Annotated in this window: 16 protein-coding genes; 9 read left to right on the forward strand and 7 right to left on the reverse strand. The window is 68.5% G+C overall.

From position 1 onward, the window contains the following. Nucleotides 1–83 precede the first annotated feature (83 nt). Nucleotides 84–1,061: an NAD-dependent epimerase/dehydratase family protein gene (locus tag EV139_RS13485; RefSeq protein WP_157993051.1), complete on the forward strand. Its 978-nt coding sequence runs from the start codon at nt 84–86 to the stop codon at nt 1,059–1,061. A gap of 94 nt (nt 1,062–1,155) precedes the next feature. Here the strand turns inward: EV139_RS13485 and EV139_RS13490 are convergent, their stop codons facing one another. The 3 genes from EV139_RS13490 to EV139_RS13500 form a co-directional block, all read right to left on the reverse strand. Then, nucleotides 1,156–2,061, reverse strand: a complete 906-nt coding sequence (locus tag EV139_RS13490; RefSeq protein ID WP_130455424.1) for a glycine betaine ABC transporter substrate-binding protein — start codon at nt 2,059–2,061, stop codon at nt 1,156–1,158. Nucleotides 2,062–2,162: 101 nt separating this feature from the next. Continuing rightward, nucleotides 2,163–3,077: an ABC transporter permease gene (locus EV139_RS13495; protein ID WP_130455426.1), complete on the reverse strand. Its 915-nt coding sequence runs from the start codon at nt 3,075–3,077 to the stop codon at nt 2,163–2,165. Between the two features lie 17 nt (nt 3,078–3,094). Continuing rightward, complete coding sequence (locus tag EV139_RS13500; protein WP_130454904.1) at nt 3,095–4,474, reverse strand: quaternary amine ABC transporter ATP-binding protein; 1,380 nt, start codon at nt 4,472–4,474, stop codon at nt 3,095–3,097. Between the two features lie 649 nt (nt 4,475–5,123). Between EV139_RS13500 and ileS the strand changes: the two genes are divergently transcribed. Genes ileS through EV139_RS13515 form a run of 3 tightly spaced genes read left to right on the forward strand, consistent with a single transcriptional unit; the run spans nt 5,124 to nt 10,323 of the window. Beyond that, nucleotides 5,124–8,516, forward strand: coding sequence for an isoleucine--tRNA ligase (ileS, locus tag EV139_RS13505; protein ID WP_130454906.1), 3,393 nt, complete (start codon nt 5,124–5,126; stop codon nt 8,514–8,516). Next, complete coding sequence (locus EV139_RS13510) at nt 8,513–9,859, forward strand: bifunctional folylpolyglutamate synthase/dihydrofolate synthase (RefSeq protein ID WP_130454908.1); 1,347 nt, start codon at nt 8,513–8,515, stop codon at nt 9,857–9,859. Before ileS ends, EV139_RS13510 begins: the two co-directional genes overlap by 4 nt. Beyond that, nucleotides 9,856–10,323, forward strand: coding sequence for a DUF4233 domain-containing protein (locus tag EV139_RS13515; RefSeq protein WP_130454910.1), 468 nt, complete (start codon nt 9,856–9,858; stop codon nt 10,321–10,323). Before EV139_RS13510 ends, EV139_RS13515 begins: the two co-directional genes overlap by 4 nt. A gap of 55 nt (nt 10,324–10,378) precedes the next feature. Here EV139_RS13515 and EV139_RS13520 read toward each other — a convergent pair whose 3' ends face one another. Next, on the reverse strand, nt 10,379–11,491 hold the full coding sequence (locus tag EV139_RS13520) for a magnesium and cobalt transport protein CorA (protein WP_130454912.1): 1,113 nt from the start codon (nt 11,489–11,491) through the stop codon (nt 10,379–10,381). A 164-nt stretch (nt 11,492–11,655) separates the two neighbouring features. Here EV139_RS13520 and ndk point away from each other — a divergent pair, with 164 nt between their 5' ends. Both ndk and EV139_RS13530 read left to right on the forward strand, forming a co-directional pair. Continuing rightward, complete coding sequence (gene ndk / locus EV139_RS13525) at nt 11,656–12,072, forward strand: nucleoside-diphosphate kinase (protein WP_130454914.1); 417 nt, start codon at nt 11,656–11,658, stop codon at nt 12,070–12,072. Nucleotides 12,073–12,108: 36 nt separating this feature from the next. After that, nucleotides 12,109–13,308 carry a winged helix-turn-helix domain-containing protein gene (locus tag EV139_RS13530; RefSeq protein WP_130454916.1) on the forward strand — a complete coding sequence of 400 codons (1,200 nt, stop codon included), beginning with the start codon at nt 12,109–12,111 and terminating at the stop codon, nt 13,306–13,308. 313 nt (nt 13,309–13,621) lie between these two features. On the opposite strand, the gene EV139_RS13535 is transcribed toward EV139_RS13530, so the two are convergent. Continuing rightward, on the reverse strand, nt 13,622–14,149 hold the full coding sequence (locus EV139_RS13535; RefSeq protein WP_130454918.1) for a DIP1984 family protein: 528 nt from the start codon (nt 14,147–14,149) through the stop codon (nt 13,622–13,624). Between the two features lie 185 nt (nt 14,150–14,334). Here EV139_RS13535 and uvrB point away from each other — a divergent pair, with 185 nt between their 5' ends. Both uvrB and EV139_RS13545 read left to right on the forward strand, forming a co-directional pair. After that, nucleotides 14,335–16,425 carry an excinuclease ABC subunit UvrB gene (gene uvrB / locus EV139_RS13540; protein WP_130454920.1) on the forward strand — a complete coding sequence of 697 codons (2,091 nt, stop codon included), beginning with the start codon at nt 14,335–14,337 and terminating at the stop codon, nt 16,423–16,425. Between the two features lie 13 nt (nt 16,426–16,438). Beyond that, nucleotides 16,439–17,134: a helix-turn-helix domain-containing protein gene (locus EV139_RS13545; RefSeq protein ID WP_130454922.1), complete on the forward strand. Its 696-nt coding sequence runs from the start codon at nt 16,439–16,441 to the stop codon at nt 17,132–17,134. Nucleotides 17,135–17,271: 137 nt separating this feature from the next. Here the strand turns inward: EV139_RS13545 and EV139_RS13550 are convergent, their stop codons facing one another. Next, nucleotides 17,272–17,685: a VOC family protein gene (locus EV139_RS13550; RefSeq protein ID WP_130454924.1), complete on the reverse strand. Its 414-nt coding sequence runs from the start codon at nt 17,683–17,685 to the stop codon at nt 17,272–17,274. An 87-nt stretch (nt 17,686–17,772) separates the two neighbouring features. Continuing rightward, nucleotides 17,773–18,609 carry a siderophore-interacting protein gene (locus tag EV139_RS13555; RefSeq protein WP_130454926.1) on the reverse strand — a complete coding sequence of 279 codons (837 nt, stop codon included), beginning with the start codon at nt 18,607–18,609 and terminating at the stop codon, nt 17,773–17,775. Nucleotides 18,610–18,752: 143 nt separating this feature from the next. On the opposite strand from EV139_RS13555, the gene uvrA reads away from it, so the two are divergent. Further along, nucleotides 18,753–21,692: an excinuclease ABC subunit UvrA gene (uvrA, locus tag EV139_RS13560; protein ID WP_130454928.1), complete on the forward strand. Its 2,940-nt coding sequence runs from the start codon at nt 18,753–18,755 to the stop codon at nt 21,690–21,692. Nucleotides 21,693–21,800: the final 108 nt, after the last annotated feature.

Consider the following 21,800-nt stretch of genomic DNA (forward strand, 5'->3'; position numbering starts at 1 on the left):
CGTGTCCCCGGCGCCCTCGACACCGCTCGACGCCGGGCGTACGCTGAATGGGTGGGGGCGGACCAAATCCGAACGGAACAGGGATGCACACTTCAGCTGCCGGATCAGACCCGAGCTCTGGCGCCGTAGCCCGGCGGCGCATCGCCGTGCTTGGCCCACGCGGGCAGATCGGACGTGTTGTGGTGCGTGAGCTCCTCGCGCAGGGCGCCGAGGTGGTTACTGTCTCTCGGAGCGCGACGCCGCCCGCCGGTGTCTTCGCGCACCGCGCGGTGGGCGCGGATGCGCCCGAGGCGCTCGGCCGCGCGCTCCGCGACTGCAGCAGCGTGATTGTGGCAGTCGGGCTGCCCTACCGGGCCGCGGTGTGGGAGCGTGAGTGGGTCCCGCTCATGCAGACGATCGTGGCGGCGGCCAGCGACCATGACATTCCGCTCACCGTCCTCGACAACCTCTACGCCTACGGTCGCGCCTCGGGACCGATCTCGGAAGCACAGCCGCTGGCGCCGTGCAGTCGGAAGGGCGACGCGCGACGGGCGGGGGCGGCCGTCCTGGAACACGCACGTGCCTGGGGAGCGGATATCGTGCTGTGTCGGGCCGCGGACTTTCTGGGTCCTGGGGCCGAGACCACGGTGCTCCCGTGGAGCACGATCACCCGGATCCTCGCCCGGCGCGGCGGCCGCTTCAACTGGTTTGGGCCACCGGAGTACCGGCACTCGTTCGCCCTCCCCGGCGACGTGGCCCGGGGGCTCATCACTGTCTGCAGCCACCCGAGGCTCCGGGCTGCGCCGGCCGTGCACCTCCCGGCGATCGCGCCGTTCTCCGGCGATGAGCTCGCGGCCCAGCTCGCGCGTGCCGCGGGCGGTCCGGTGTCTGCCCGGGTGCTCAGCCGCGGGCTCCTCGCGGTCGCCGGGCTGTTCAGTTCGGCGGCGCGCGAGCAGCTTGAGATGCGCTACCAGTTTGCGAGCAACTATGTGATCGACGACTCGGTATTTCGAGGCCTGGTCCCGGGGGAGCCGCGGCGAGAGCTCTCGGACATCATTGCACTCGCGCGTCCGGGGCGATGAAGCTGAGCGCGGGCACCGGCGGGTGACCGCCCCGGGAAACGAGCAACGCGGCGGCACACCCGAGGTGTGCCGCCGCGTTGTGCCCTGCGTGAAACTAGTTCGAGAGCTGCGTGGAGAACGCGTCCGGGTTCTCCTTGAGCCAGGCCTCAACGGCCTCGGCCTCGTTGCCCTCGCCGTACTCGTTCACGACGAGATCCTCGAGCGAGCCGTACTGGGCGTCGTCGAGCTGGATGCCCGCGATCAGCTCGGCCGCGTCCGGGTACGTGTCAGAGAACCCGTTGGTGCCCAGGAAGTGCAGCGCCTCGGGCTCGCCCATCGCCTGCTTGGGATCCTTCAGATCCTTCACCGGGAACGCGTCGTTTGCCCAGAACGGGCGCCACAGCGTGACGACCACGTCTTCCTTCTTCTCGATCTTGTCCTTGAGCGTCGCGAGCATGGTCGCGGTCGAGGAGGTGACGAGCTCGTAGCTGTCTTCGAGGCCGTACTCGGGCATCATGACGGTCTCGGTCTGCTCGGTAAGGCCCGCGCTCGGCTCGATGCCGATGATCTTGCCGTCGAAGCGGTCTGCGTTGGCGGCGAGCTCGTCCATCGAGTCGATGTCCGTGTACTCGGGCACCGCGATGGTGAGCACGGCGTTGTCGTAGTACGCGCCGAGGTCCTCGATGTCTGCGCCGTACTTCTCCATGTACGAGGCGTGCGTCTTCTCAGACCACGCGGAAGGGTAGATGTCGATGTCGCCGGAAGCGAGGCCCGTGTACAGCACTGCTGCCTCGGTGAGCTCCTCCATCTCCACGTTGTAGCCGAGCTGCTCAAGCTGGTTTTCGAGCAGGTATGCGGTGCTCAGGCCGTCGGTCCACGAGGGGAGGAAGCCGAGCGTGATCGTCTTGTCCGCGTCGCCGGAGCCCTCCGAGCCGCCATCGCTGCTCGAGCTGCACCCGGTGAGGGCGAGCGCTGCCGCGGCTCCGAGTGCGATGACTCCGGTCAGGTGTCGCTTGTTCATCATGCGTCTTCCTTTCTGCTCGCGCCGCTGGCGCGAGTCGTCTGGAGTGTGGGGGCGTACGCCCCGGGTATCGTGCGGGTCTGAACTGGCGCGAGCCGGGCTCACACAGCGACGGGTGTCGCGGCCGCGGGCCGGCTGGCGGGAGCGCTGCGCTTTCGCGAGAACTGTGCGCGCAGCGAGTGCTTGAAGTCGCCCGGGGCACCGAGCGCGGCGGTCACGCGATCGAGGAACACGGCGAGGAGCACCACGCCGAGGCCGGCCTCAACGCCCTTGCTCACGTTGAGCGTGGAGATCGAGGCGATGACTTCCTTACCCAGGCCGTTCGCGCCGGCCATACCGGCGACAACCGCCATCGACAGGGCGAGCATGATGACCTGGTTGATCCCGGCCATGATGGTCGGCATGGCGAGCGGCAGCTGGATCCCGCGCAGGATCGCGCCCGGCTTCGCGCCAAAGGCGTAGCCCGCTTCCACGGTCTCACTGTCGACCCCGCGGATGCCGAGCTCCGTGAATCGCACGCCCGGGGGCAGCGAGAAGATGATCGTGGCGAACACGCCGGGGGCAAATCCGATCGTGAAGAAGATGACCGCGGGGATCAGGTAGACGAAGGCGGGCATGGTCTGCATGAAGTCGAGGATCGGCTTCAACACCGCGCTCACACGATCGTTGCGCGCGGCCCAGATGCCGAGCGGCACGGCGATCGCCACGGCGATGATCGTCGCGATCAGCACGAGCGCGAGCGTGTACATGGCGTTCTCCCACTGGCCCATCGCGACAATCGCGGTGAGAGTGATAACCGTGCCGGCGGCGAACTGCCAGGAGCGCACCAGCCAGCCGATGAGCGCGAGCACGATGATGAGCAGGAAGAACGGCGTTGAAATGAGCACGTCACTCAACTCCGCGACCAGCCAGTTCATCACGAAGCCGACCACGTCGAGGAATGAGTCGAACGCGACCTTAAACCAGTCGAGTCCCGCCTCGACCCAGTCGCCGACGGGGATACGCAGCCAGTCCATGGCGCTGTTGTCGGTTTTCACAGGGTCTCCTCCGTGGGCACGAGCGGCGCGTTGCCGCTCGCTGCGGTCTGCGTGGTTGCCAGTGTCTCGGTGATCATCGCCGAGGTCACGGTGGGCAGGGGTTCGATCACCGGGATCTCGGTGGTGACCGGGGGGAGGTCGGTCAACGCGGCGAGGAGCGTCACGCGCGGCACGACGCCGATGAGGCGATCCTGCTCGTCGATCACTGCGACGGGCAGCGGACTCTCAACCGCGAGCTCGAACAGCTCCGAGATCACCTGGTCGGCACGCACGACCGACGGGGTGGGGCGGAGCACGTCGGTGAGATCAGTGCCGCCCTCACGCACCTGGCGGAGCACGTCCTTGTCGCGGACCACCCCCAGGAGCGTGCGTGCGCCCGTGGTCACGAAGCACGCGGAGGTCTGCAGGTCGCGCATGGTGCGGAGCGCGGTGCGCGGCCCGGCTGAGCCGGGGACCACAGCGCGCGGCGGTTCCATGACGTCGCCGGCGGTGAGCACGCGAGCGCGGTCGACGTCCTGCACGAACTGCGCGACGTAGTCGTTGGCGGGGTCAGTGAGAATGTCGTTGGGGGTGCCCACCTGCACGATCCGGCCGTCGCGCATGACCGCGATCCGGTCGCCCAGGAACATTGCCTCGTTGAGGTCGTGTGTAATGAAGACGATGGTCTTCTGCAGCTCCTGCTGCAGCTCCACGAGCTGTTCCTGCATCTCACGGCGGATCAGGGGGTCGAGCGCGGAGAACGCCTCGTCCATGAGCAGGATGTCGGTCTCCGCCGCGAACGCGCGTGCGATGCCGACGCGCTGCTGCATGCCGCCGGAGAGCTGGCCGGGGAGACGATCCTCCCAGCCGGCGAGGCCGACGCGCTCAAGCCAGTGCTGCGCCTTCTTGCGGCGCTCTTCAAGGCCGACGCCCTGCAGCTCAAGGCCATACGCAACGTTGTCGAGGACGTTGCGGTGGGGGAGCAGCGCGAAGTGCTGAAACACCATCGACATGCGATCGCGGCGCAGGTCACGCAGCTCGGAGGTGGCGAGGCCAACGACCTCGGTGCCGAAGACAGTGATTGAACCGTCGGTCGTGTCGTTGAGCCCGTTCAGCATGCGGATCAGCGTGGACTTGCCGGATCCGGACAGGCCCATGACGACGAAGATTTCGCCGGGCTGCACGTCGAAGCTTGCGTCGATGACCGCCGCGGTGCCTTGGCTCCGCAGCTGCTCGCGGCTGATGCCGTTGCGAAGCCGCTTGACGACCTCTTTCGGTCGGCGGCCGAAAACCTTGTAGGCGCCCGAGACCGAGATGGCGGGCGCAGTCTGCGGGGTGCCAGCCGTGGCCGCACCTCGCGCGTCCGGTTGCCCGGACTGTTCAGTTGTATGGGTCACTCAGATACTCCTCATGTGGTGCGCGAAGATCCGCGGGTCACCAAAGAAAACCGCTCGCGGGGCGCACTCGGGGCGCACACCGCCAGGCAGCCAGTCGAATGGCTAGATCTCGTATTGCGGAGCGGGACGCAGCACGCACCGTGTCCCTCGTTCACGCCGTCGGATCTCGACGGTGTACCTCACTGGCAGGGCGGCGCGCATCGGGCCGAATCGCACTCAACGCTGACTTGACGCTAACAACCTTTCATCGCAAACTGCAAGGTTGCCCCGTCACTGATCGGGGTCCAGGATTGCGCAAATATCGTTTTGATCTGGGATTTTCGCTCCATCACTTCGTTACTCGTTCGTTACCTAAATGGCCGAAAGTGCGCTCGACAGCGCAATCGCGGCACCCAGACTGCTCCGGGCACGCCTGCGCTACACTTGACGTATCGACCGCGATCCGGCCATCACCGGGGAGTCTTCGGAGGAACCGCTCGACCCGCACGGGGCGAGCGCAGTAGAACCGAACGGGCACGGCCCGTCACAGCCAAATGAAGGGGCCGCAGCCCGAGCAGCATCTGGGAAGCGGCAAGTTGGGTGGTACCGCGGGCCGCGAGGCTCGTCCCGGCAGTGAATACACGTAGCCACGCCGGATCGAAGGACCCTCATGCCGTACCCTCAGCAGCCCACCGGAGCCCCTGCGCCGCAGCACGACGGCGCCGCGTTTGGCGTCGCACCGTCCCCGAGCTTCCCCAAGGTCGAGGAGCGCGTCCTCGCGTTCTGGAGCGACGACGACACCTTTGCCGAGTCGATCCGACAGCGCGCCGACGCCCCCGAGTGGGTGTTCAATGACGGCCCGCCGTTCGCAAACGGCCTGCCCCACTACGGGCACCTCCTCACCGGGTACGCAAAAGACGTGTTCCCTCGCTTCCAGACCATGCGGGGCAAGAAGGTGGAGCGCCGGTTCGGCTGGGACACGCACGGCCTCCCGGCCGAGCTCGAGGCGATGAAGCAGCTCGGGATCACCGAGAAGAGCGAGATCGAGGCGATGGGCGTCACCGCGTTCAACGAGCAGGCGCGCGAGTCGGTGCTGCGCTACGTCGACGAGTGGGAAGACTACGTCACCCGCCAGGCGCGCTGGGTCGACTTTGAGCACGGGTACAAGACCCTCAACCTCGGGTACATGGAGAGTGTGATCTGGGCGTTCAAGCGGCTCTACGACACGGGACTCGCCTACGAGGGCTCGCGCATCCTGCCGTACTGCTGGCGCGACGAGACGCCGCTCTCCAACCACGAGCTGCGCATGGACGACGACGTCTACCAGATGCGGCAGGACCCATCGGTCACGGTCACGTTCCCGCTGGTGGGGGAGCGCGCAGCCGCGCTCGACCTCCTCGGGGCACGCGCCCTCGCGTGGACCACCACCCCGTGGACGCTGCCCACGAACTTCGCGCTCGCGGTCGGCCCCGCCATCGACTACGCGCTCGTACCCGCCGGCCCGGCCGGTGCCGCCGATGGCGGCGCGGCCGATGCCGCGCAGTACCTGCTGGCGATCGACCTGGTCGGCGCGCACGCGAAGGAGCTGGGCTACGCGTCGGCCGACGAGGCGCGCGCGGCCGTCGCCCGCACCGTGCCCGGCGCGGAGCTCGCTGGCGTGCGCTACGAGCGGCTCTTCGACTACTACTCCGATGCCGCTGAGTGGGGCACCGAGCACGCCTGGCAGATCCTGGTCGACGACTACGTCTCGACCAGTGACGGAACCGGCATCGTGCACCAGGCCCCCGCATACGGCGAGGACGATCAGCGCATCGGCACGGCAGCAGGGATCCCCACCATCGTGAGCGTCGACGAGGGTGGCCGGTTCCTGAACTCGGTTCCCGACGTCGCCGGTGAACTCTGGATGGACGCGAACCGGCCGCTGATCCGGCTCATCAAGGAGCGCGGCCGTCTGCTGCGCGAGGCGAGTTACGAGCACTCGTACCCGCACTGCTGGCGGTGCCGCAACCCGCTGATCTACAAGGCGGTGTCCAGCTGGTTCGTGCGCGTCACCGACATCAAGGAGCGCATGCTCCAGGTCAACGAGGACATCACCTGGGTCCCCGAGAACGTGAAGCACGGGCAGTTCGGCAAGTGGCTTGAGGGGGCCCGTGACTGGTCGATCAGCCGCAACCGCTATTGGGGCAGCCCGATCCCGGTCTGGAAGAGCGACAACCCCGATTTCCCGCGCGTTGACGTGTACGGCTCCGTCGCGGAGCTCGAGGCCGACTTCGGCGAACTGCCGCGCAACGCGGCCGGGGAGATCGACCTCCACCGCCCGTACATCGACGATCTCACGCGCCCAAATCCGAATGACCCGAGCGGCCAGTCCACAATGCGCCGGATCGAGGATGTCCTCGACGTCTGGTTCGACTCCGCGTCGATGCCGTTCGCGCAGGCGCACTACCCCTTTGAGAATCAAGAGTGGTTCGACACGCACCAGCCGGCTGACTTTATCGTCGAGTACATCGGCCAGACCCGCGGCTGGTTCTACGTGCAGCACGTGCTCGCCACGGCGCTCTTTGATCGGCCAGCGTTCAAGAACGTGATCAGCCACGGCATCGTGCTCGGCTCCGACGGCAACAAGATGTCGAAGTCACTGCAGAACTACCCCGACGTCAACGAGGTGTTCAACCGCGACGGTTCAGACGCGATGCGCTGGTTCCTGATGGCCTCGCCCGTGGTGCGCGGCGGCAACCTCGTCGTCACTGAAGAGGGCATCCGCGAGGGCGTGCGGCAGTTCATCCTGCCGCTCTGGAACAGCTGGTACTTCTTCAGCCTGTACGCGAACGCCGACGGCTTCACCGCCGAGCGCCGCACCGACTCGGGCGATCCGCTCGATCGCTACATCCTCGCGAAGACGGGCGATCTCGTGCGCGACGTCGAGCGCCACCTCGACGGGCTCGACACCACCTCCGCGGCCGAGGCGCTGCGCGCCTACGCCGAGGTCCTCACCAACTGGTACGTGCGCCGCTCGCGCGACCGGTTCTGGGAGGGCACGGCCGGCGCGAACGGCAAGCCCGAGAACGCCCAGGCGTTCAACACCCTCTTCACCGTGCTCGAGACCGTAGCGCGCGTGGCGGCGCCACTCGCGCCGCTCGTCACCGAGGAGCTGTGGCGTGGCCTGACCGGCGGCCGCTCGGTGCACCTCACCGACTGGCCTGACGCGAGCGAATTCCCGAGCGATCCCGAGCTGGTCGCAGCGATGGACGAGGTGCGCCAGATCACCTCGCAGGCGCTCGCGCTGCGCAAGGCGCGCCGGCTCCGCGTGCGCCTCCCGCTCGCAGAGCTCACCGTGGTCACCGCGCGACCCGAGGCCGTTGAGCCCTTCGCCGACATTCTCCGTGAGGAGCTCAACGTGAAGGCGGTCACGCTGGTCGCCCAGACCGAGACGAGCGCCGCCGACCACGGTGTGGTGCAGACGCTCGCGGTCAACGCGCGCGCCGCCGGCCCGCGGCTCGGCAAGCAGGTGCAGGCCGCGATCAAGGCTGCGAAGGCCGGCGACTGGTCGGAGACCGACGGCGTGGTCACCGCGGGTGACATCGCGCTCGAACCGCACGAGTACGAGCTGACGCTGAGCGTCGGCGAGGGCAGCGACGGCGGGCCCGCCCTGAGCCTCATCCCCGGCGGGGGCTTTGTGCTCCTGGAGACCGAGACCACGCCGGAGCTCGAGGCCGAGGGCGTGGCCCGCGACGCGATCCGTGCGGTGCAGGAGGCGCGCAAGCAGGCCGGCCTCGATGTTACTGATCGGATCGTGCTCGCGCTCAACGTCGACCCGATCCTGGTCGACGCGCTGCGCGGTCACTCCGCACTGATCGCCGGTGAGACACTCGCCGCCGGCATTGCTGTGGAGGGCACACCGGGCATCGAACTGATCGTGGACGACATCACCTCGCCAGGCAACGGGGTCTTCATCACCGGCGCGAAGGCGCTCGGGGTTGAAAAGTCGCCCATGGTGATCACCATTGACACGACGGGGCTCGACGCCCCGGAAGACTGGACCCCGGGAGAAGACGCACGATGAGCGCGACCACAGCCGAACAGGTCTATGCCGAACTGCTCGAACGGGTGGGCGAGGCGAACCCGCGCCCCCGCATCGAGCCGGTGCGGCGCCTCGCGGAGCTCGCGGGTTCCCCGCAGCTCTCGTTCCCAGTGATCCAGGTGGCCGGCACCAACGGGAAGACCTCCACGAGCCGCGCGATTGAGTCGCTGCTGCGCGCGCACGGCCTCCGCACGGGGCTGTTCACGAGCCCGCACCTCGTCGACTTCACCGAGCGGTTCCAGCTCGACGGGTCCCCGATCTCCGGGGAGGCACTCACCGCTGCCTGGCAGGAGCTCAGTGCCCCGCTCGCGATCGTCGACGCGGAACTCGCCGCGGCCGGCCACGGCCCGATCACCTTCTTCGAGGCGCTCGCGGTGCTCGCCTTCAGCGCGTTCGCTGACGCGCCCGTCGAGGTCGCTGTGATCGAGGTTGGCATGGGCGGCGAGTGGGATGCGACGAACATCGCCGACGCCCAGGTCGCCGTCTTCACGCCGATCGACCTCGACCACACCGCGATCCTGGGCGCGGACATCGAGACGATTGCACGCACCAAGGCCGGAATCATCAAGCCGGGCGCCGTGGTGGTTTCCGCCGAACAGGATCCGGCCGCGATCGAGGAGCTTACGGCAGCGGCCGAGCGGCTCGAAACGCCGCTCCTCGTGCAGGGCCGCCACTTCGCGCTCACCGATGATCGGCTCGCCGTTGGCGGCCGCATGATCTCGGTCACCGGTACCACGGGGGCAGAGTACGCGCCCACGTTCGTGCCACTGTTTGGCCATCATCAGGCGCAGAACGCGGCGCTCGCGATCGCGGCGGTCGAGACATTCTTCGGCGGCGACCGCGCCGTGTCTGAAGAGGTGCTTGAGGAGGGCTTCGGCCAGCTCACCTCGCCCGGCCGGCTCCAGCTCATTGGCACCGAACCCGTGGTGTACGTTGACGCCGCGCACAACCCGCACGGCGCTGAGGCGCTCGCCCGGGCGGTGGCCGAGTCGTTCAGTTTCGAGGAGCTTGCGCTCGTCGTCGGCGTGCTGGCAGAAAAGGATGCTGCCGGCGTGCTCGCCGCGCTCGCCCCGATCGCGCACCGCGTGACGCTCACGCCCGTCGACTCGCCGCGCAGCGTCGCTGCCGCAGAGCTCGCGGCGATCGCCGATACTGAGGTGCCCGGCACCCCCGTCGAGATTGCAGAGTCACTGCCGGAGGCGCTCGACGAGGCGCGCGCCTGGGCCGGCCGCGCCAGCGGCCGCGGCGTGCTCGTAGTCGGATCAGTAATTCTCGCGGGTGAGGCAATCGCGTTCGCCCGCGCCGAAGGTTGGGGGAGCGCATGAACCGCCCGCAGGACGGCGCCGACGCGCCCAAGGACGAAGAGCTGCGGCTCTCCCCGTCCGAGACGATGGCACACAACTCGGCGATGCGGATCTCCGGATCGAGCAGTGGCGGACAGTCCACCCAGAAGGCGCTCGGCTCGATCGTGCTCGGCTTCGAACTCATTGTCGTGGTGCTGATCGGGCTCACACTGTTTGGCCTCGGCACACTTGAGCCGCGCGAACTCGGGCTCTACCTGGGTGGTGGCCTCGCGGTCGTGATGATCGTGGGCCTCGCCCTCATGCGACGCGGCAAGGTGGGGATCACGATCGGGTGGATCGCGCACGGCCTCGTGCTCGCGACCGCGATCCTGCTCCCGATGGCGCTCATCGTGGGCATCCTGTTCACGGCGCTGTGGGTGTACTGCATGGTGAAGGGCAGCCAGATGGACCGGGATCGGGCGGCCTGGATCGCCGCTCAGAGCTAGCGCGTCGCGGGCGCACGCGGGAACACCCAGCGCGGTGCTCCCGCGTGCGCCGGCACTACATCCACTTCTTGCGCTTAAAAATCGCGTAGAGGCTGATCGCCAGGCCGCCCATGGCAGCGACGGCGAGCGGGTATCCAAACGCCCAGTGCAACTCGGGCATATCGTCGAAGTTCATCCCGTAGATCGCGCCGATCAGGGTGGGCGCGAACAGGATTGCCGCCCAGCCAGAGATCTTCTTCATGTCCTCGTTCTGGCGCTGCGCCACCAGCGTCGCGTTCACGTTGAGGATCTGCGAGAGCGCCTCGCGCAGCTCCAGGACTCGGGTGCCCACCCTGGTGAGGTGATCAGCCACATCCTGCAGGTACGACTGGAGGGGCTCGGGGATCTCGTGGCGCTCGAAGCCCCGGCGCAGCGCACGCAGCACGTCAGTGAGCGACGATGTGGCGTGCTGCAGGTCGATGACCTCCTGGCTGAGGCGGTAAATGCGCTCGGCGACCGCGGCGTCTCCGCTAAAGACCTGGCGCTCGATCTGCTCCAGGTCGATCCCCAGCCCGCGCAGCACCGGGTAGAACCCGTCGACCACGGCGTCGAGGAAGCGGTAAAGCACCGCCTCGGGGCCCAGCTGGAGCAGCTCAGCGTTGTCGAGCAGCGTCTCCGCGCCGTGCTCGAGCGGGCGGCCCTCGTCCGGGCCGGCCATGCCGTCAGTGCCGTCGATCCACCGACCGTCCTGGCAGAACACGGCGACCGCGTTGCGGTGCACCAAGACGTGGAACTCGGAGAAATCAACGTCCTCGATGTCGTCGAGGTATCGCGCCGCACGCACCACCAAAAACAGCACGTCGCCGTAGCGCTCAAGCTTGGGTCGCTGGCCGGCGTGCCGTAGATCCTCCACGAGCAGCGGGTGCAGCTCCCAGGCCGCGGCCAGCTCGTCAATATCCGCGTTCGTCGGCTGGGCAAACACACACAGCGCCATCGCCCCGGGGGTGCGGTCCGCGAACGCGAGCGCCTCTGCCACACTGACGTCGCGCGGCGTGGGGGCGAGCTTTCCGTCGATCACGTAGCGGGTGCGTCGCGTCTTGGCTGCGACGGTTGGCGGGGACACCGCGCCGCGCTGCCGAAAGCGGCCACCGCGGCGGGACGAGGCGTCTGTACTGCTGCGATCCGGCATCGTGCCCCTGTTCCACCCGTAATTGCTGTGTCCTCAAGCCTAAGCGATCCCCGCGACCGAGCCGCGCCGCACTCCCGCCGCACAGCGCCCGGTGCAGCCCGCACCGCTAGACTCGGATGCTGGGCGCGTTGAGCCCACAGAATCGCCTGACACGAGGAGCGTGTATGTCCACTGAAGAAACTCTCATCCTGGTCAAGCCCGATGGCGTTGCCCGCGGCCTGACGGGAGAGATCCTGCGCCGCATCGAAGCAAAGGGGTACCGGATCGCCGATCTGCGCATGCTCACGGCAAGCCGCGAACTCCTTGCCGAGCACTACGAGGAGCACGAGGGCAAGCCGTTCTTTGAGCCGCTGATCGAGTTCATGTCCTCCGGCCCGGTCGTGGCCGTGCGCGCCGAGGGAAACCGCGTCATCGAGGGGTTCCGCGCGCTTGCCGGGACCACCGACCCGACGGCAGCCGCACCCGGCACCATCCGCGGAGACCTGGGCCGCGACTGGGGCGTTGCAGTGCAGCAGAACCTCGTGCACGGCTCAGACTCGACCCTGTCGGCCGAGCGCGAGCTCGGGCTCTGGTTCGCGTAACTCGATCCTCGTCGCACTCGAGAGCCCGACCCCGCAATGCAGCGCGAGTCACTGAGCGCCGCCGAGGCGCGCCGCGTCGCCCTCGCTGCGCAGGGGTTTTCGAGTGCGCCGCGGCTGCGACAGCGCCGGCCGTTTGATCCGGCGCTGTCGCGGCTGCACGTGTTGCAGATCGACTCGGTCAACGTGTTCGCGCGCAGCCACTACCTGCCGGTATTTTCACGCCACGGCGCGTATTCCGCCCCAGCGCTCGATCGGCACCTGTGGGACGGCGGCGAGTTCACCGAGTACTGGGCGCACGAGGCCGCGTTCATCCCCGTGGCCGACCGCCCGCTCTTTGCCTGGCGCATGAGCGAGTTCAGGGATCGCAACCGCGCGAACGGCCGCGCTGAGCGGCTCGATCGCACGATCTCACGGGTGCGCGACCAGCTCGCCGAACGCGGCCCACTCTTCGTGCGGGAGCTCGAGGAGGGCCCGCGCGAGCAGCGGGGCCCGTGGTGGGACTGGAGCGACACGAAGCACGCGGTTGAGCTGCTCTTCGCTCAGGGCGAGGTCGTCGCTGCCGGCCGCGAGGGGTTCCAGCGCCGCTACGCGCTCGCGGATCGGGCGCTGCCTGCCGCGGCACTCGCGGCACCGGACCGAGCGCCCGCCCAGCGCGCGCTCGTGGCGCAAGCGGCCCGCTCGCTCGGCGTTGCCACGCTCGCCGATCTCGCCGACTATCACCGGCTCAAAACCGCAGACGCGCGGGTCGCCGTGCGCGACCTGGTTGAGTCGGGGGAGCTGCGTCCCGTGCGCGTCGCCGGCTGGACCGGCGCCTCCGGGGCGCCCGCACCCGCCTGGCTGCACCGCGATGCCCGGGTGCCGGCCAGGCTCGCACCAGACGCGCTCCTCACGCCCTTCGACCCGGTCGTCTGGTACCGCCCCCGGGCGGAGCGGATGTTCGATTACCACTACCGGATCGAGATTTACACGCCGAAAGAGAAGCGACAGTTCGGCTACTACTGCCTCCCGCTCATGGTGGACGGCCGGCTCGCGGGCCGCATCGATCTCAAGGCTGATCGCGCCGGCGGGGCACTCCTGGTGCAGGCTGCGTGGCGCGAGGACCGGGCACCGGCGCGCACGGCGGACGCCGCGACAACGCTTCTTGCCAGGGCCGCGGCGTGGCAGGGGCTCCAGGAGGTCCGGGTATCCGGCGTGGGAAACCTTGTGCTTCCGGCGCGGTTCGACGCCGCCGCGTAGCGCGGCTCACGACTACCGCGTAGCGCGGCTCGCGCGCGTGTTGGCTCGCAGCGGGCGCGCGCTGCCGCGTCGCTGCACAGGCGGTGTGTCCCCGATCCCACCCTCCCGATTCGACCCCGGCACGCGGTTGTGCAACGTGCGCGGTTGGCAGTCACGTGTGCGCAGTGCTGGGCTGCACTGTGCGCTGCGTGGGTTGCCCGCCACCCAACATGAGCCAGAATTCACCGTCTGGCGCGGGGTGTGCCCGCTGGTCGAGTCGGTACCGACTCCGCCCGTGTGAAGTTGTTGTGTGCGCTGCCCGCGCCCGGTGCCGCTAGCTCTCGAGCAGGTCGTGCGCCCAGTTCGCCTGCTGGATCCGCGAGTCGAGCTCGCGCAGCTCCTGCGCCAGCGTCGTCGCTCGCGCGTGCAGATCCGCTACCGAGAGGGCGCTGATCTCGCGCAGCTCCGAGCGCATCTGGCGGTACACGCCAGAGTCCTGTGCGGCTCCGGCTGCCTCGACGAGGATCGCGTGGCGCTGCCGCAGGCTGTCACGCCGAGCGAGCGCATCGGTCATGGTGCCCGTGTGCGCAACCGCTGTGCCGGGTTCGCGGCGACGGCCGCCCGTTGCGCGGCTCGGGGCCGGCACGATCTCGAGTTCGATCGCGGAATTGGTCGCGTTGATGCTCCGCACCAGCTGCTCAAGCTCACCCACGGCGAGCTCGGCCTCACTCAAGAGTGCGCCAGCATCCTCGGCGGGCTCGCTGCCCTCCTGATACCTGGCGTTTGCGGCGATTCGCGTACGGAGTTGTGCGATGCGCTTTTGCGTATCGGCTCGGAGCGCAAGCGCTTCTGCCAGTTTCACCCGGTGCCTCATTCTCATGGTCGTGTCGTCGCGAGACGCCAGATTAGCACGGTTCTCGGGGTCCCGGAGAGCGCGGTTCACGGGCCCCGCCAGCGCAGCGTCCGGGGCGCTCACGCCGCTCACTGTCCGCACTGCGCTCACCGACTTTCCCGCTTTTGTCAGTGGTGCCCGGTACTCTCGGAAGCATGGAACCAACCCGTAGCGTCCGCCCGTTCGAGGTGATCAGCGAGTACGAGCCCAGCGGCGACCAGCCGCAGGCGATTGCCGAGCTCGCGAGCCGAATTAACGCTGGTGAAACGGACGTTGTGCTGCTCGGGGCCACGGGCACCGGCAAGTCCGCGACAACCGCCTGGTTGATCGAGGAGGTCCAGCGCCCCACCCTCGTGCTCGCGCACAACAAGACACTCGCCGCGCAGCTGGCGAGCGAGTTCAGGCAGCTCTTCCCCAACAACGCGGTCGAGTACTTCGTGAGCTACTACGACTACTACCAGCCCGAGGCGTACGTCCCGCAGACGGACACTTTTATCGAGAAGGACTCATCGGTCAACGCCGAGGTCGAGCGGCTGCGGCACTCGACCACCAACGCGCTGCTGAGCCGACGCGACACGATCGTGGTCTCCACCGTGTCGTGCATCTACGGCCTCGGGAAGCCCGAGGAGTACTACGAGGCGATGGTGCCTCTCGTGGTCGGCGACGTGCTCAACCGCGATGTGCTGCTGCGGCGGTTCGTCGACATGCAGTACCAGCGCAACGACATCGAGTTCGTGCGCGGCAACTTCCGGGTGCGAGGCGACACCGTCGAGATCATTCCGATGTACGAGGAGCTCGCGATTCGGATCGAGTTCTTCGGCGACGAGATCGAGGCACTCTACTACCTCCACCCGGTGTCGGGTGAGGTGATCAAGCAGGTCGAGACCGTCTCTGTCTTCCCGGGATCGCACTACGTGGCGAGCCGCACGGTGATGAACCGGGCGATGGGCACGATCACCGAGGAGCTCGACGGCCGGCTGGGGGAGCTGAAGCGACAGAACAAGCTCGTCGAGGAGCAGCGGCTGCGCATGCGCACCACGTTCGACCTCGAGATGATGGAGCAGATCGGATTCTGCTCCGGGATCGAGAACTACTCGCGCCACATCGATGGCCGGCAGCCGGGGGAGGCGCCGCACTGCCTCCTCGACTACTTCCCCGACGACTTCCTCGTGGTGATCGACGAGTCGCACGTCACGGTGCCGCAGATCGGCGCGATGTACGAGGGCGACGCCTCGCGCAAGCGCACCCTGGTCGACCACGGCTTCCGGCTCCCGAGCGCCCTCGACAACCGGCCGCTCACGTTCGGCGAGTTCAAGGATCGGGTGGGCCAGGTGGTCTACCTCTCGGCAACGCCCGCGAAGTACGAGCTCGAGCAGGCCGATGGCGTGGTGGAGCAGATCATCCGCCCCACCGGCCTCATCGACCCCGAGATCGTGGTCAAGCCCAGCGAGGGCCAGATCGATGACCTGCTCGAAGAGGTGCGCGTGCGCGCCGAGCGCAACGAGCGCGTGCTCGTCACCACGCTCACAAAGAAGATGGCCGAGCAGCTCACCACGTTTATGGAGGAGGCGGGCGTGCGCGTGCGCTACCTGCACTCCGATGTCGACACGCTGCGCCGCGTTGAGCTACTCACCGAGCTGCGCGCCGGAGTCTACGACGTGCTCATCGGCATCAACCTGCTGCGCGAGGGACTCGACCTCCCCGAGGTCTCGCTCGTCGCGATTCTCGACGCCGACAAGGAGGGCTTCCTGCGCTCCAGCACGTCGCTCATCCAGACCATCGGCCGCGCGGCGCGAAACGTGTCCGGCGAGGTACACATGTACGCCGACCGCGTCACGCGCTCAATGCGCGAGGCGATCGACGAGACGAACCGCCGCCGCGAGATCCAGGTGGCCTACAACACCGAGCACGGAATCGACCCGCAGCCGCTGCGCAAGAAGATCGGCGATATCACCGAGATGCTCGCGCGCGAGGCCGCCGACACCGAGGACGTGCTCTCGCGCAGCGGCGCGCACTCCCAGCGCAAGGGCGGTTCGGCTCAGAAGGCGAAGGGGAAGGCCGCCGCGCGCGTTGGCGCGATCGCCGAGGAGGGCTCGGCGAAGCTCGAGGAGCTGATTGGCGACCTCACCGAGCAGATGCTCGCCGCCGCCGAGGAGCTGAAGTTCGAGCTCGCCGCCCGGCTCCGAGACGAGGTGTCGGAGCTCAAGCGCGAGCTGCGCAGCATGGACGCGGCAGGTCACCTGTAGGCCCGGGCACCGCGTGTACCGCGAACTCAACATCCCCGGGGTCGGCGTCATGTGGCGCTCGACCGGGGGCGCCGTTCCCGCGGTGCTTCCCGCCGACGGTGCCGCCGACCTGATTCTCCGTGACGACGCGCTGCTCGTTGCCGGGCCATCAACCCGTGCGTTCACGGGCCGGGGCAGCGCCGAGGGCGAGACCATCGGACTGCGCTTCGCGCTCGGCGCGGCCGCCGGGTCCCTGCGCACCGAGCCAGCTCAGCTGCGCGACCGGCACGTCGCGGGCGCCGACGCAGTGCCCGGAGCGGTGCACGCGGCGGGGCTCGCGCTCCTGCGCGCCACCAGAGACAGGCCGCGGGCCGACTACGATCCGGTCGCGGCGTCCCAACTCGCGTTCGGGGCGTGCGCGCCGCCGTGGGCGGCCGCGGCCAGGCGGGCCGCCGCGCGCGGTGCGAGCGCCGCAGCCCTCGCGCGCGGCCTCGGCTACTCCGAGCGGCAGCTGCAACGTCACATGCTGCAGCACTTCGGCTACGGCTATGCCGTGCTGCGCCGCGTCGTGCGCGCGCAGCACGGCCAGCACCTCATCAGGTCGGGGGCCACCCTCACCGCAGCCGCGCACGGCGCCGGCTTCAGCGACCAGGCGCACCTCACCCGCGAGTTCAGCGCGCTGGTGGGCACCACGCCGGCTCAGTTCGCGGCGGGTCAGTCGGCACCGTAGCGGGTGCGGGAGGCGTCGCCCCCGCCGCCAGTCGCGGGCGCGAGATGCAATACCCCGGCTGTCGCGGGCGCGGGAGGCGTCACCCCCGCCGCACGTCGCGGGCGCGGGGGCGGGGCGGGGCGACGGCTAGACGCCGCCTAGCTCGCGGTGTCCCCGGTGGGGAGCGCCGCATAGATGTCGACCGTGTTGCCGTCTGGATCGCGCACCGTCGAGTAGCGCTGACCCCAGGGGGCGTCCCACGGCGCCGTGTGGGCGGCGGCGGGGTTCGCCTCGACGACCGCGGCGTACGCGCGGTCAACCCCGGCGGGCGACTCGGCCTCCGTGGCAAAGCCGATCCGCCCCTCCCCGGTGGGGAGCTCGAAACCCGGCATGAACCCCTGCATCGTAGTGACCGGGTCCCACGCGATCGTGATCCCACCCGGGAGCACTACCTCCACGTGGGGCGCGTCGTCCTGCCCCTCGGGGATAGCGAGTCCGAGCTGGCGGTAGAAGCGCAGCGAAGCCGCGAGGTCGCCGGTCACAATTCCAATGAAGTTGAATGAGAGTGTCATGAGCACAGCGTACGGCCGCGGCGGGCCCGAGCGCTTGAACGTTTCGGACACGCTCGCCCCACCGGTGGTCGGGAAGCGCGCCGCGCGCTAGACCTGCCCGACCGCCTCGCGCTTCTCCGCCTGGAACGCGTCCTCGCGTCGCCCGTGAGCCCAGTACGGCGACAGCGACAGCTGCGCGCGCTCGAGTCCGCGCTCATCGGTGAAGTAGGGGCGCAGCGCCTTCATCGCACCCCGCTCGCCGTGCACAAACACCTGCACGCGGCCCGGCAGCCACTCGGCGCCACGCACCGCATTAACGAGCACGTCCGAGGTGCCGGCGGGCGCCTCACCGCGGAACAGCCAGGTCACCGTGATGCCGGGCGGCGCCGTGAGCTCGAGGATGTCGGGCTCACCCGCAACCTCAATGAAGGCGACCCCGCGCGCATCCGCGGGCATCGCCTCGAGCGCGGCCGCGATCGCCGGGATCGCAGATTCGTCACCGGCGAGCAGGTGCCAGGAGGCCGTTGGATCGGGGGAGTAGCCGCCGCCGATGCCGCGCAGCACCACTGGATCCCCGGCGCGGGCGCGGTCTGCCCACGGGCCCGCAACGCCCTCGTCGCCGTGCGTGACGAAGTCGATCCAGAGTTCGCCGCGATCAAGGTCGACGCGTCGAATCGAGTAGGTCCGGGTGACGGGGAGCAGTTCTGGGGCGAGCTCCGCGCGCAGCGCGTCGAGGTCGTACGGCGGCGTGAGCGCCGTGTCCGGGTGCGCGAACAGCATCTTGCTGTACGCGTCGGTGTGCGGGTTCGGCTCCACGGCGGCCATGCCGGGTCCGCCCGCAACGATGCGCACCAGGTGCGGACTCAGCTGGATCCGCTCGCGCACCTCAAGCACGATTTGCGGTCGCGCGGGGCGCTGTGGGCGTGAGGTTTCGGGTGCAGCCATGACCATCCTTATTCATCAGACGAATTGCTCTCCACCCACGATCCCACAGCCGGCACGAACGCGCCAGGCCGCCCTGGGCGAACACGCCGCGACCACTCGCACATATGTTCGAATATTCAGCTCGGGGCGCATAAGATGGGGGAGTGACCTCGAACAGCCCCGCCCCGATCCGCTCATCCGCCGCCCACGCGCACATCAGCGTGCAGGGCGCGCGTGTCCACAATCTGCGCAACGTCGATCTCGCGATCCCACGCGACTCGATGGTCGTCTTCACGGGACTCTCCGGAAGCGGCAAGTCGAGCCTCGCGTTCGACACCATCTTCGCGGAGGGGCAGCGCCGCTACGTAGAGTCGCTCAGCGCCTACGCGCGCCAGTTCCTCGGCCAGGTGGATCGACCCGACGTCGACTTCATCGAGGGGCTCAGCCCGGCGGTGTCGATCGACCAGAAGTCAACGAACCGCAACCCGCGGTCCACGGTGGGTACCATCACCGAGATCTATGACTACATGCGCCTCCTCTGGGCACGCATCGGGGTGCCGCACTGCGCGGTGTGCGGCGAGCGCATCGCCTCGCAGACCGTGCAGCAGATCGCCGACCGCCTGATGGGCCTCGAAGAGCGCACCCGATTCCAGGTGCTCGCTCCCGTGGTGAGCAAGAAGAAGGGCGAGTTCGTCGACCTCTTCCAGGAGCTCGCGGCGGGCGGCTACTCGCGCGCCCACGTGGACGGAGAGCTGATCCAGCTCTCGGATCCGCCAAAGCTCAAGAAGCAGATCAAGCACGATATCTCCGTGGTCGTGGACCGCCTCGTGGCGGGACCGGACGTGCTCGGCCGACTCACCGATTCCCTGGAGACGGCCCTGCGGCTCTCGGGAGGCACCGTCAGCATTGACTTCGTGGACCGCGAAGAGAATGCGAGCGACCGCTCGCAGCTGTTCTCCGAGCACCTCTCGTGCCCCAACCAGCACCCCGTGCAGCTCACCGAGATCGAGCCGCGCACGTTCTCGTTCAATGCGCCGTTTGGCGCGTGCCCCACCTGCTCCGGCCTGGGCACCAGCATGTCGGTCGACGAAGACCTGGTGCTGGGCGATCCCGAGCTGTCGATCTCCGAGGGCGTCATTATCCCCTGGACCAGCCAGGGCAAGAGCCTCTACCAGTACTACGAGAAGCTCCTCGTGGGCCTCTCGAATGATCTCGATTTCTCGCTGAAGACGCCCTGGGGCAAGCTGAGCGACGAGGTCCGCGAGGCGGTGCTGTACGGCAATAACTTCAAGGTCAACGTGCGGTGGAAGAACCGCTTCGGCCGCGAGGTGAAGTACTCCTCAGGCTTCGAGGGCGTGATCCCGTTCATCGAGCGCCAGTACGCCGAGGCCGAGTCAGACACCAAGCGAGACCGGTGGTCGGAGTTCCTGCGCGAGGTGCCCTGCCACGCCTGCCAGGGGCAGCGCCTCAAGCCCGAGGTGCTCGCGGTCACGGTGAACGATGAGTCGATCGCGGCGGTCGGAGAGTTCAGCCTCCAGAACGCAAAGCGGTTCTTCGACGAGGTGCAGCTCACCGAGCGCGAGGCAAAGATCGCGGCGCAGGTGCTGCGCGAGATCCGACTCCGCTTCGACTTCCTCATCGAGGTCGGCCTCGGCTACCTCACGCTCGCCCGCGCCGCCGGCACACTCTCGGGCGGCGAGGCGCAGCGCATCAGACTCGCCACCCAGATCGGCTCGGGCCTCACCGGGGTGCTGTACGTGCTCGACGAGCCCTCGATCGGGCTGCACCAGCGCGACAACCGGCGCCTCATCGAGACGCTCATGAAGCTGCGTGATCTCGGCAACACACTGATCGTGGTCGAGCACGACGAGGAGACCATCGAGGCCGCCGACTGGATCGTCGACATCGGACCGGGCGCGGGCGTCGAGGGCGGCACCGTGGTGCACTCGGGCCTGTACGCCGACCTGATCGCGAACACCGACTCGATCACCGGCGACTACCTGGCTGGACGGCGCAGCATCGACACCCCCAAGAAGCGCCGCAAGCGGGACCGCAAGCGCGAGCTGAAGGTGGTGGGGGCCCGCTCAAACAACCTCCAGAACGTCGACGCGGTCTTCCCGCTCGGCGTCATGACCGCCGTGACCGGCGTCTCCGGATCCGGCAAGTCGACGCTCGTGAACGACATCCTCTACCGCGTCCTCGCGAACCAGCTCAACGGGGCCCGGCTCGTCCCCGGCAAGCACACCCGGGTCACCGGCCTGGAACACCTCGACAAGGTGGTGCACGTGGATCAGGCACCCATCGGCCGCACGCCGCGCTCAAACCCCGCGACCTACACGGGCGTGTTCGACAAGATCCGCAATTTGTTCTCGGAAACGCCGGAGGCAAAGACCCGCGGGTACCTGCCCGGTCGCTTCAGCTTCAACGTCAAGGGCGGCCGCTGCGAGGCGTGCTCCGGCGACGGCACGCTCAAGATTGAGATGAACTTCCTCCCCGACGTGTACGTGGCGTGCGAGGTCTGTGGGGGCTCGCGCTACAACCGCGAGACACTGCAGGTGCAGTACAAGGGGAAGAACATCTCCGAGGTGCTCGACATGCCCATTGCCGAGGCCGAGCGGTTCTTTGAGCCGATCTCGAGCATCCACCGCTACATGAAGACCCTGGTCGACGTGGGTCTCGGGTACGTGCGGCTCGGGCAGAGCGCCACCACGCTCTCGGGCGGCGAGGCGCAGCGCGTCAAGCTCGCGACCGAACTGCAGAAGCGCTCAAACGGGCGCAGCGTGTACGTGCTCGACGAGCCGACCACCGGCCTCCACTTCGAAGACGTGCGCAAGCTGCTGCTCGTGCTCAACGGGCTCGTGGACAAGGGCAACACGGTCATCACGATCGAGCACAACCTCGACGTGATCCGCAGCGCCGACTGGGTCATCGACCTCGGCCCGGAGGGCGGCTCCGGCGGCGGCACGATCCTCGCCGAGGGCACGCCCGAGCAGCTGGCCAAGCACCCGGACAGCTTTACGGGGCAGTTCCTCGCCGAGGTGCTCGACGGGTGGGCGGCCAAGTCTGCCCGCGCCCTGGAGGCGAGCGCGAAGGCGAGCGCTTGATCCAGGAATCGAACGGCACGGGGGAGGCGGCACCGGGGGACTCCGGCGCGACTGCGGTCACGTCGGAGCCCGCGGGCCCCCTCGCCGATTCTCGCGCCGCGTTCAGAC

This window comes from Leucobacter luti (genome assembly GCF_004217175.1).
Lineage (GTDB): Bacteria > Actinomycetota > Actinomycetes > Actinomycetales > Microbacteriaceae > Leucobacter > Leucobacter luti.

What these genes read in the sequence shown, in the direction of transcription:
- EV139_RS13485 (WP_157993051.1), top strand. Translation starts at nt 84, where the DNA reads ATGCACACTTCAGCTGCCGGATCAGACCCGAGCTCTGGCGCCGTAGCC.
- EV139_RS13490 (WP_130455424.1), bottom strand. Translation starts at nt 2,061, where the DNA reads ATGAACAAGCGACACCTGACCGGAGTCATCGCACTCGGAGCCGCGGCA.
- EV139_RS13495 (WP_130455426.1), bottom strand. Translation starts at nt 3,077, where the DNA reads ATGGACTGGCTGCGTATCCCCGTCGGCGACTGGGTCGAGGCGGGACTC.
- ileS (WP_130454906.1), top strand. Translation starts at nt 5,124, where the DNA reads ATGCCGTACCCTCAGCAGCCCACCGGAGCCCCTGCGCCGCAGCACGAC.
- EV139_RS13510 (WP_130454908.1), top strand. Translation starts at nt 8,513, where the DNA reads ATGAGCGCGACCACAGCCGAACAGGTCTATGCCGAACTGCTCGAACGG.
- EV139_RS13515 (WP_130454910.1), top strand. Translation starts at nt 9,856, where the DNA reads ATGAACCGCCCGCAGGACGGCGCCGACGCGCCCAAGGACGAAGAGCTG.
- EV139_RS13520 (WP_130454912.1), bottom strand. Translation starts at nt 11,491, where the DNA reads ATGCCGGATCGCAGCAGTACAGACGCCTCGTCCCGCCGCGGTGGCCGC.
- ndk (WP_130454914.1), top strand. Translation starts at nt 11,656, where the DNA reads ATGTCCACTGAAGAAACTCTCATCCTGGTCAAGCCCGATGGCGTTGCC.
- EV139_RS13530 (WP_130454916.1), top strand. Translation starts at nt 12,109, where the DNA reads ATGCAGCGCGAGTCACTGAGCGCCGCCGAGGCGCGCCGCGTCGCCCTC.
- uvrB (WP_130454920.1), top strand. Translation starts at nt 14,335, where the DNA reads ATGGAACCAACCCGTAGCGTCCGCCCGTTCGAGGTGATCAGCGAGTAC.
- EV139_RS13550 (WP_130454924.1), bottom strand. Translation starts at nt 17,685, where the DNA reads ATGACACTCTCATTCAACTTCATTGGAATTGTGACCGGCGACCTCGCG.
- EV139_RS13555 (WP_130454926.1), bottom strand. Translation starts at nt 18,609, where the DNA reads ATGGCTGCACCCGAAACCTCACGCCCACAGCGCCCCGCGCGACCGCAA.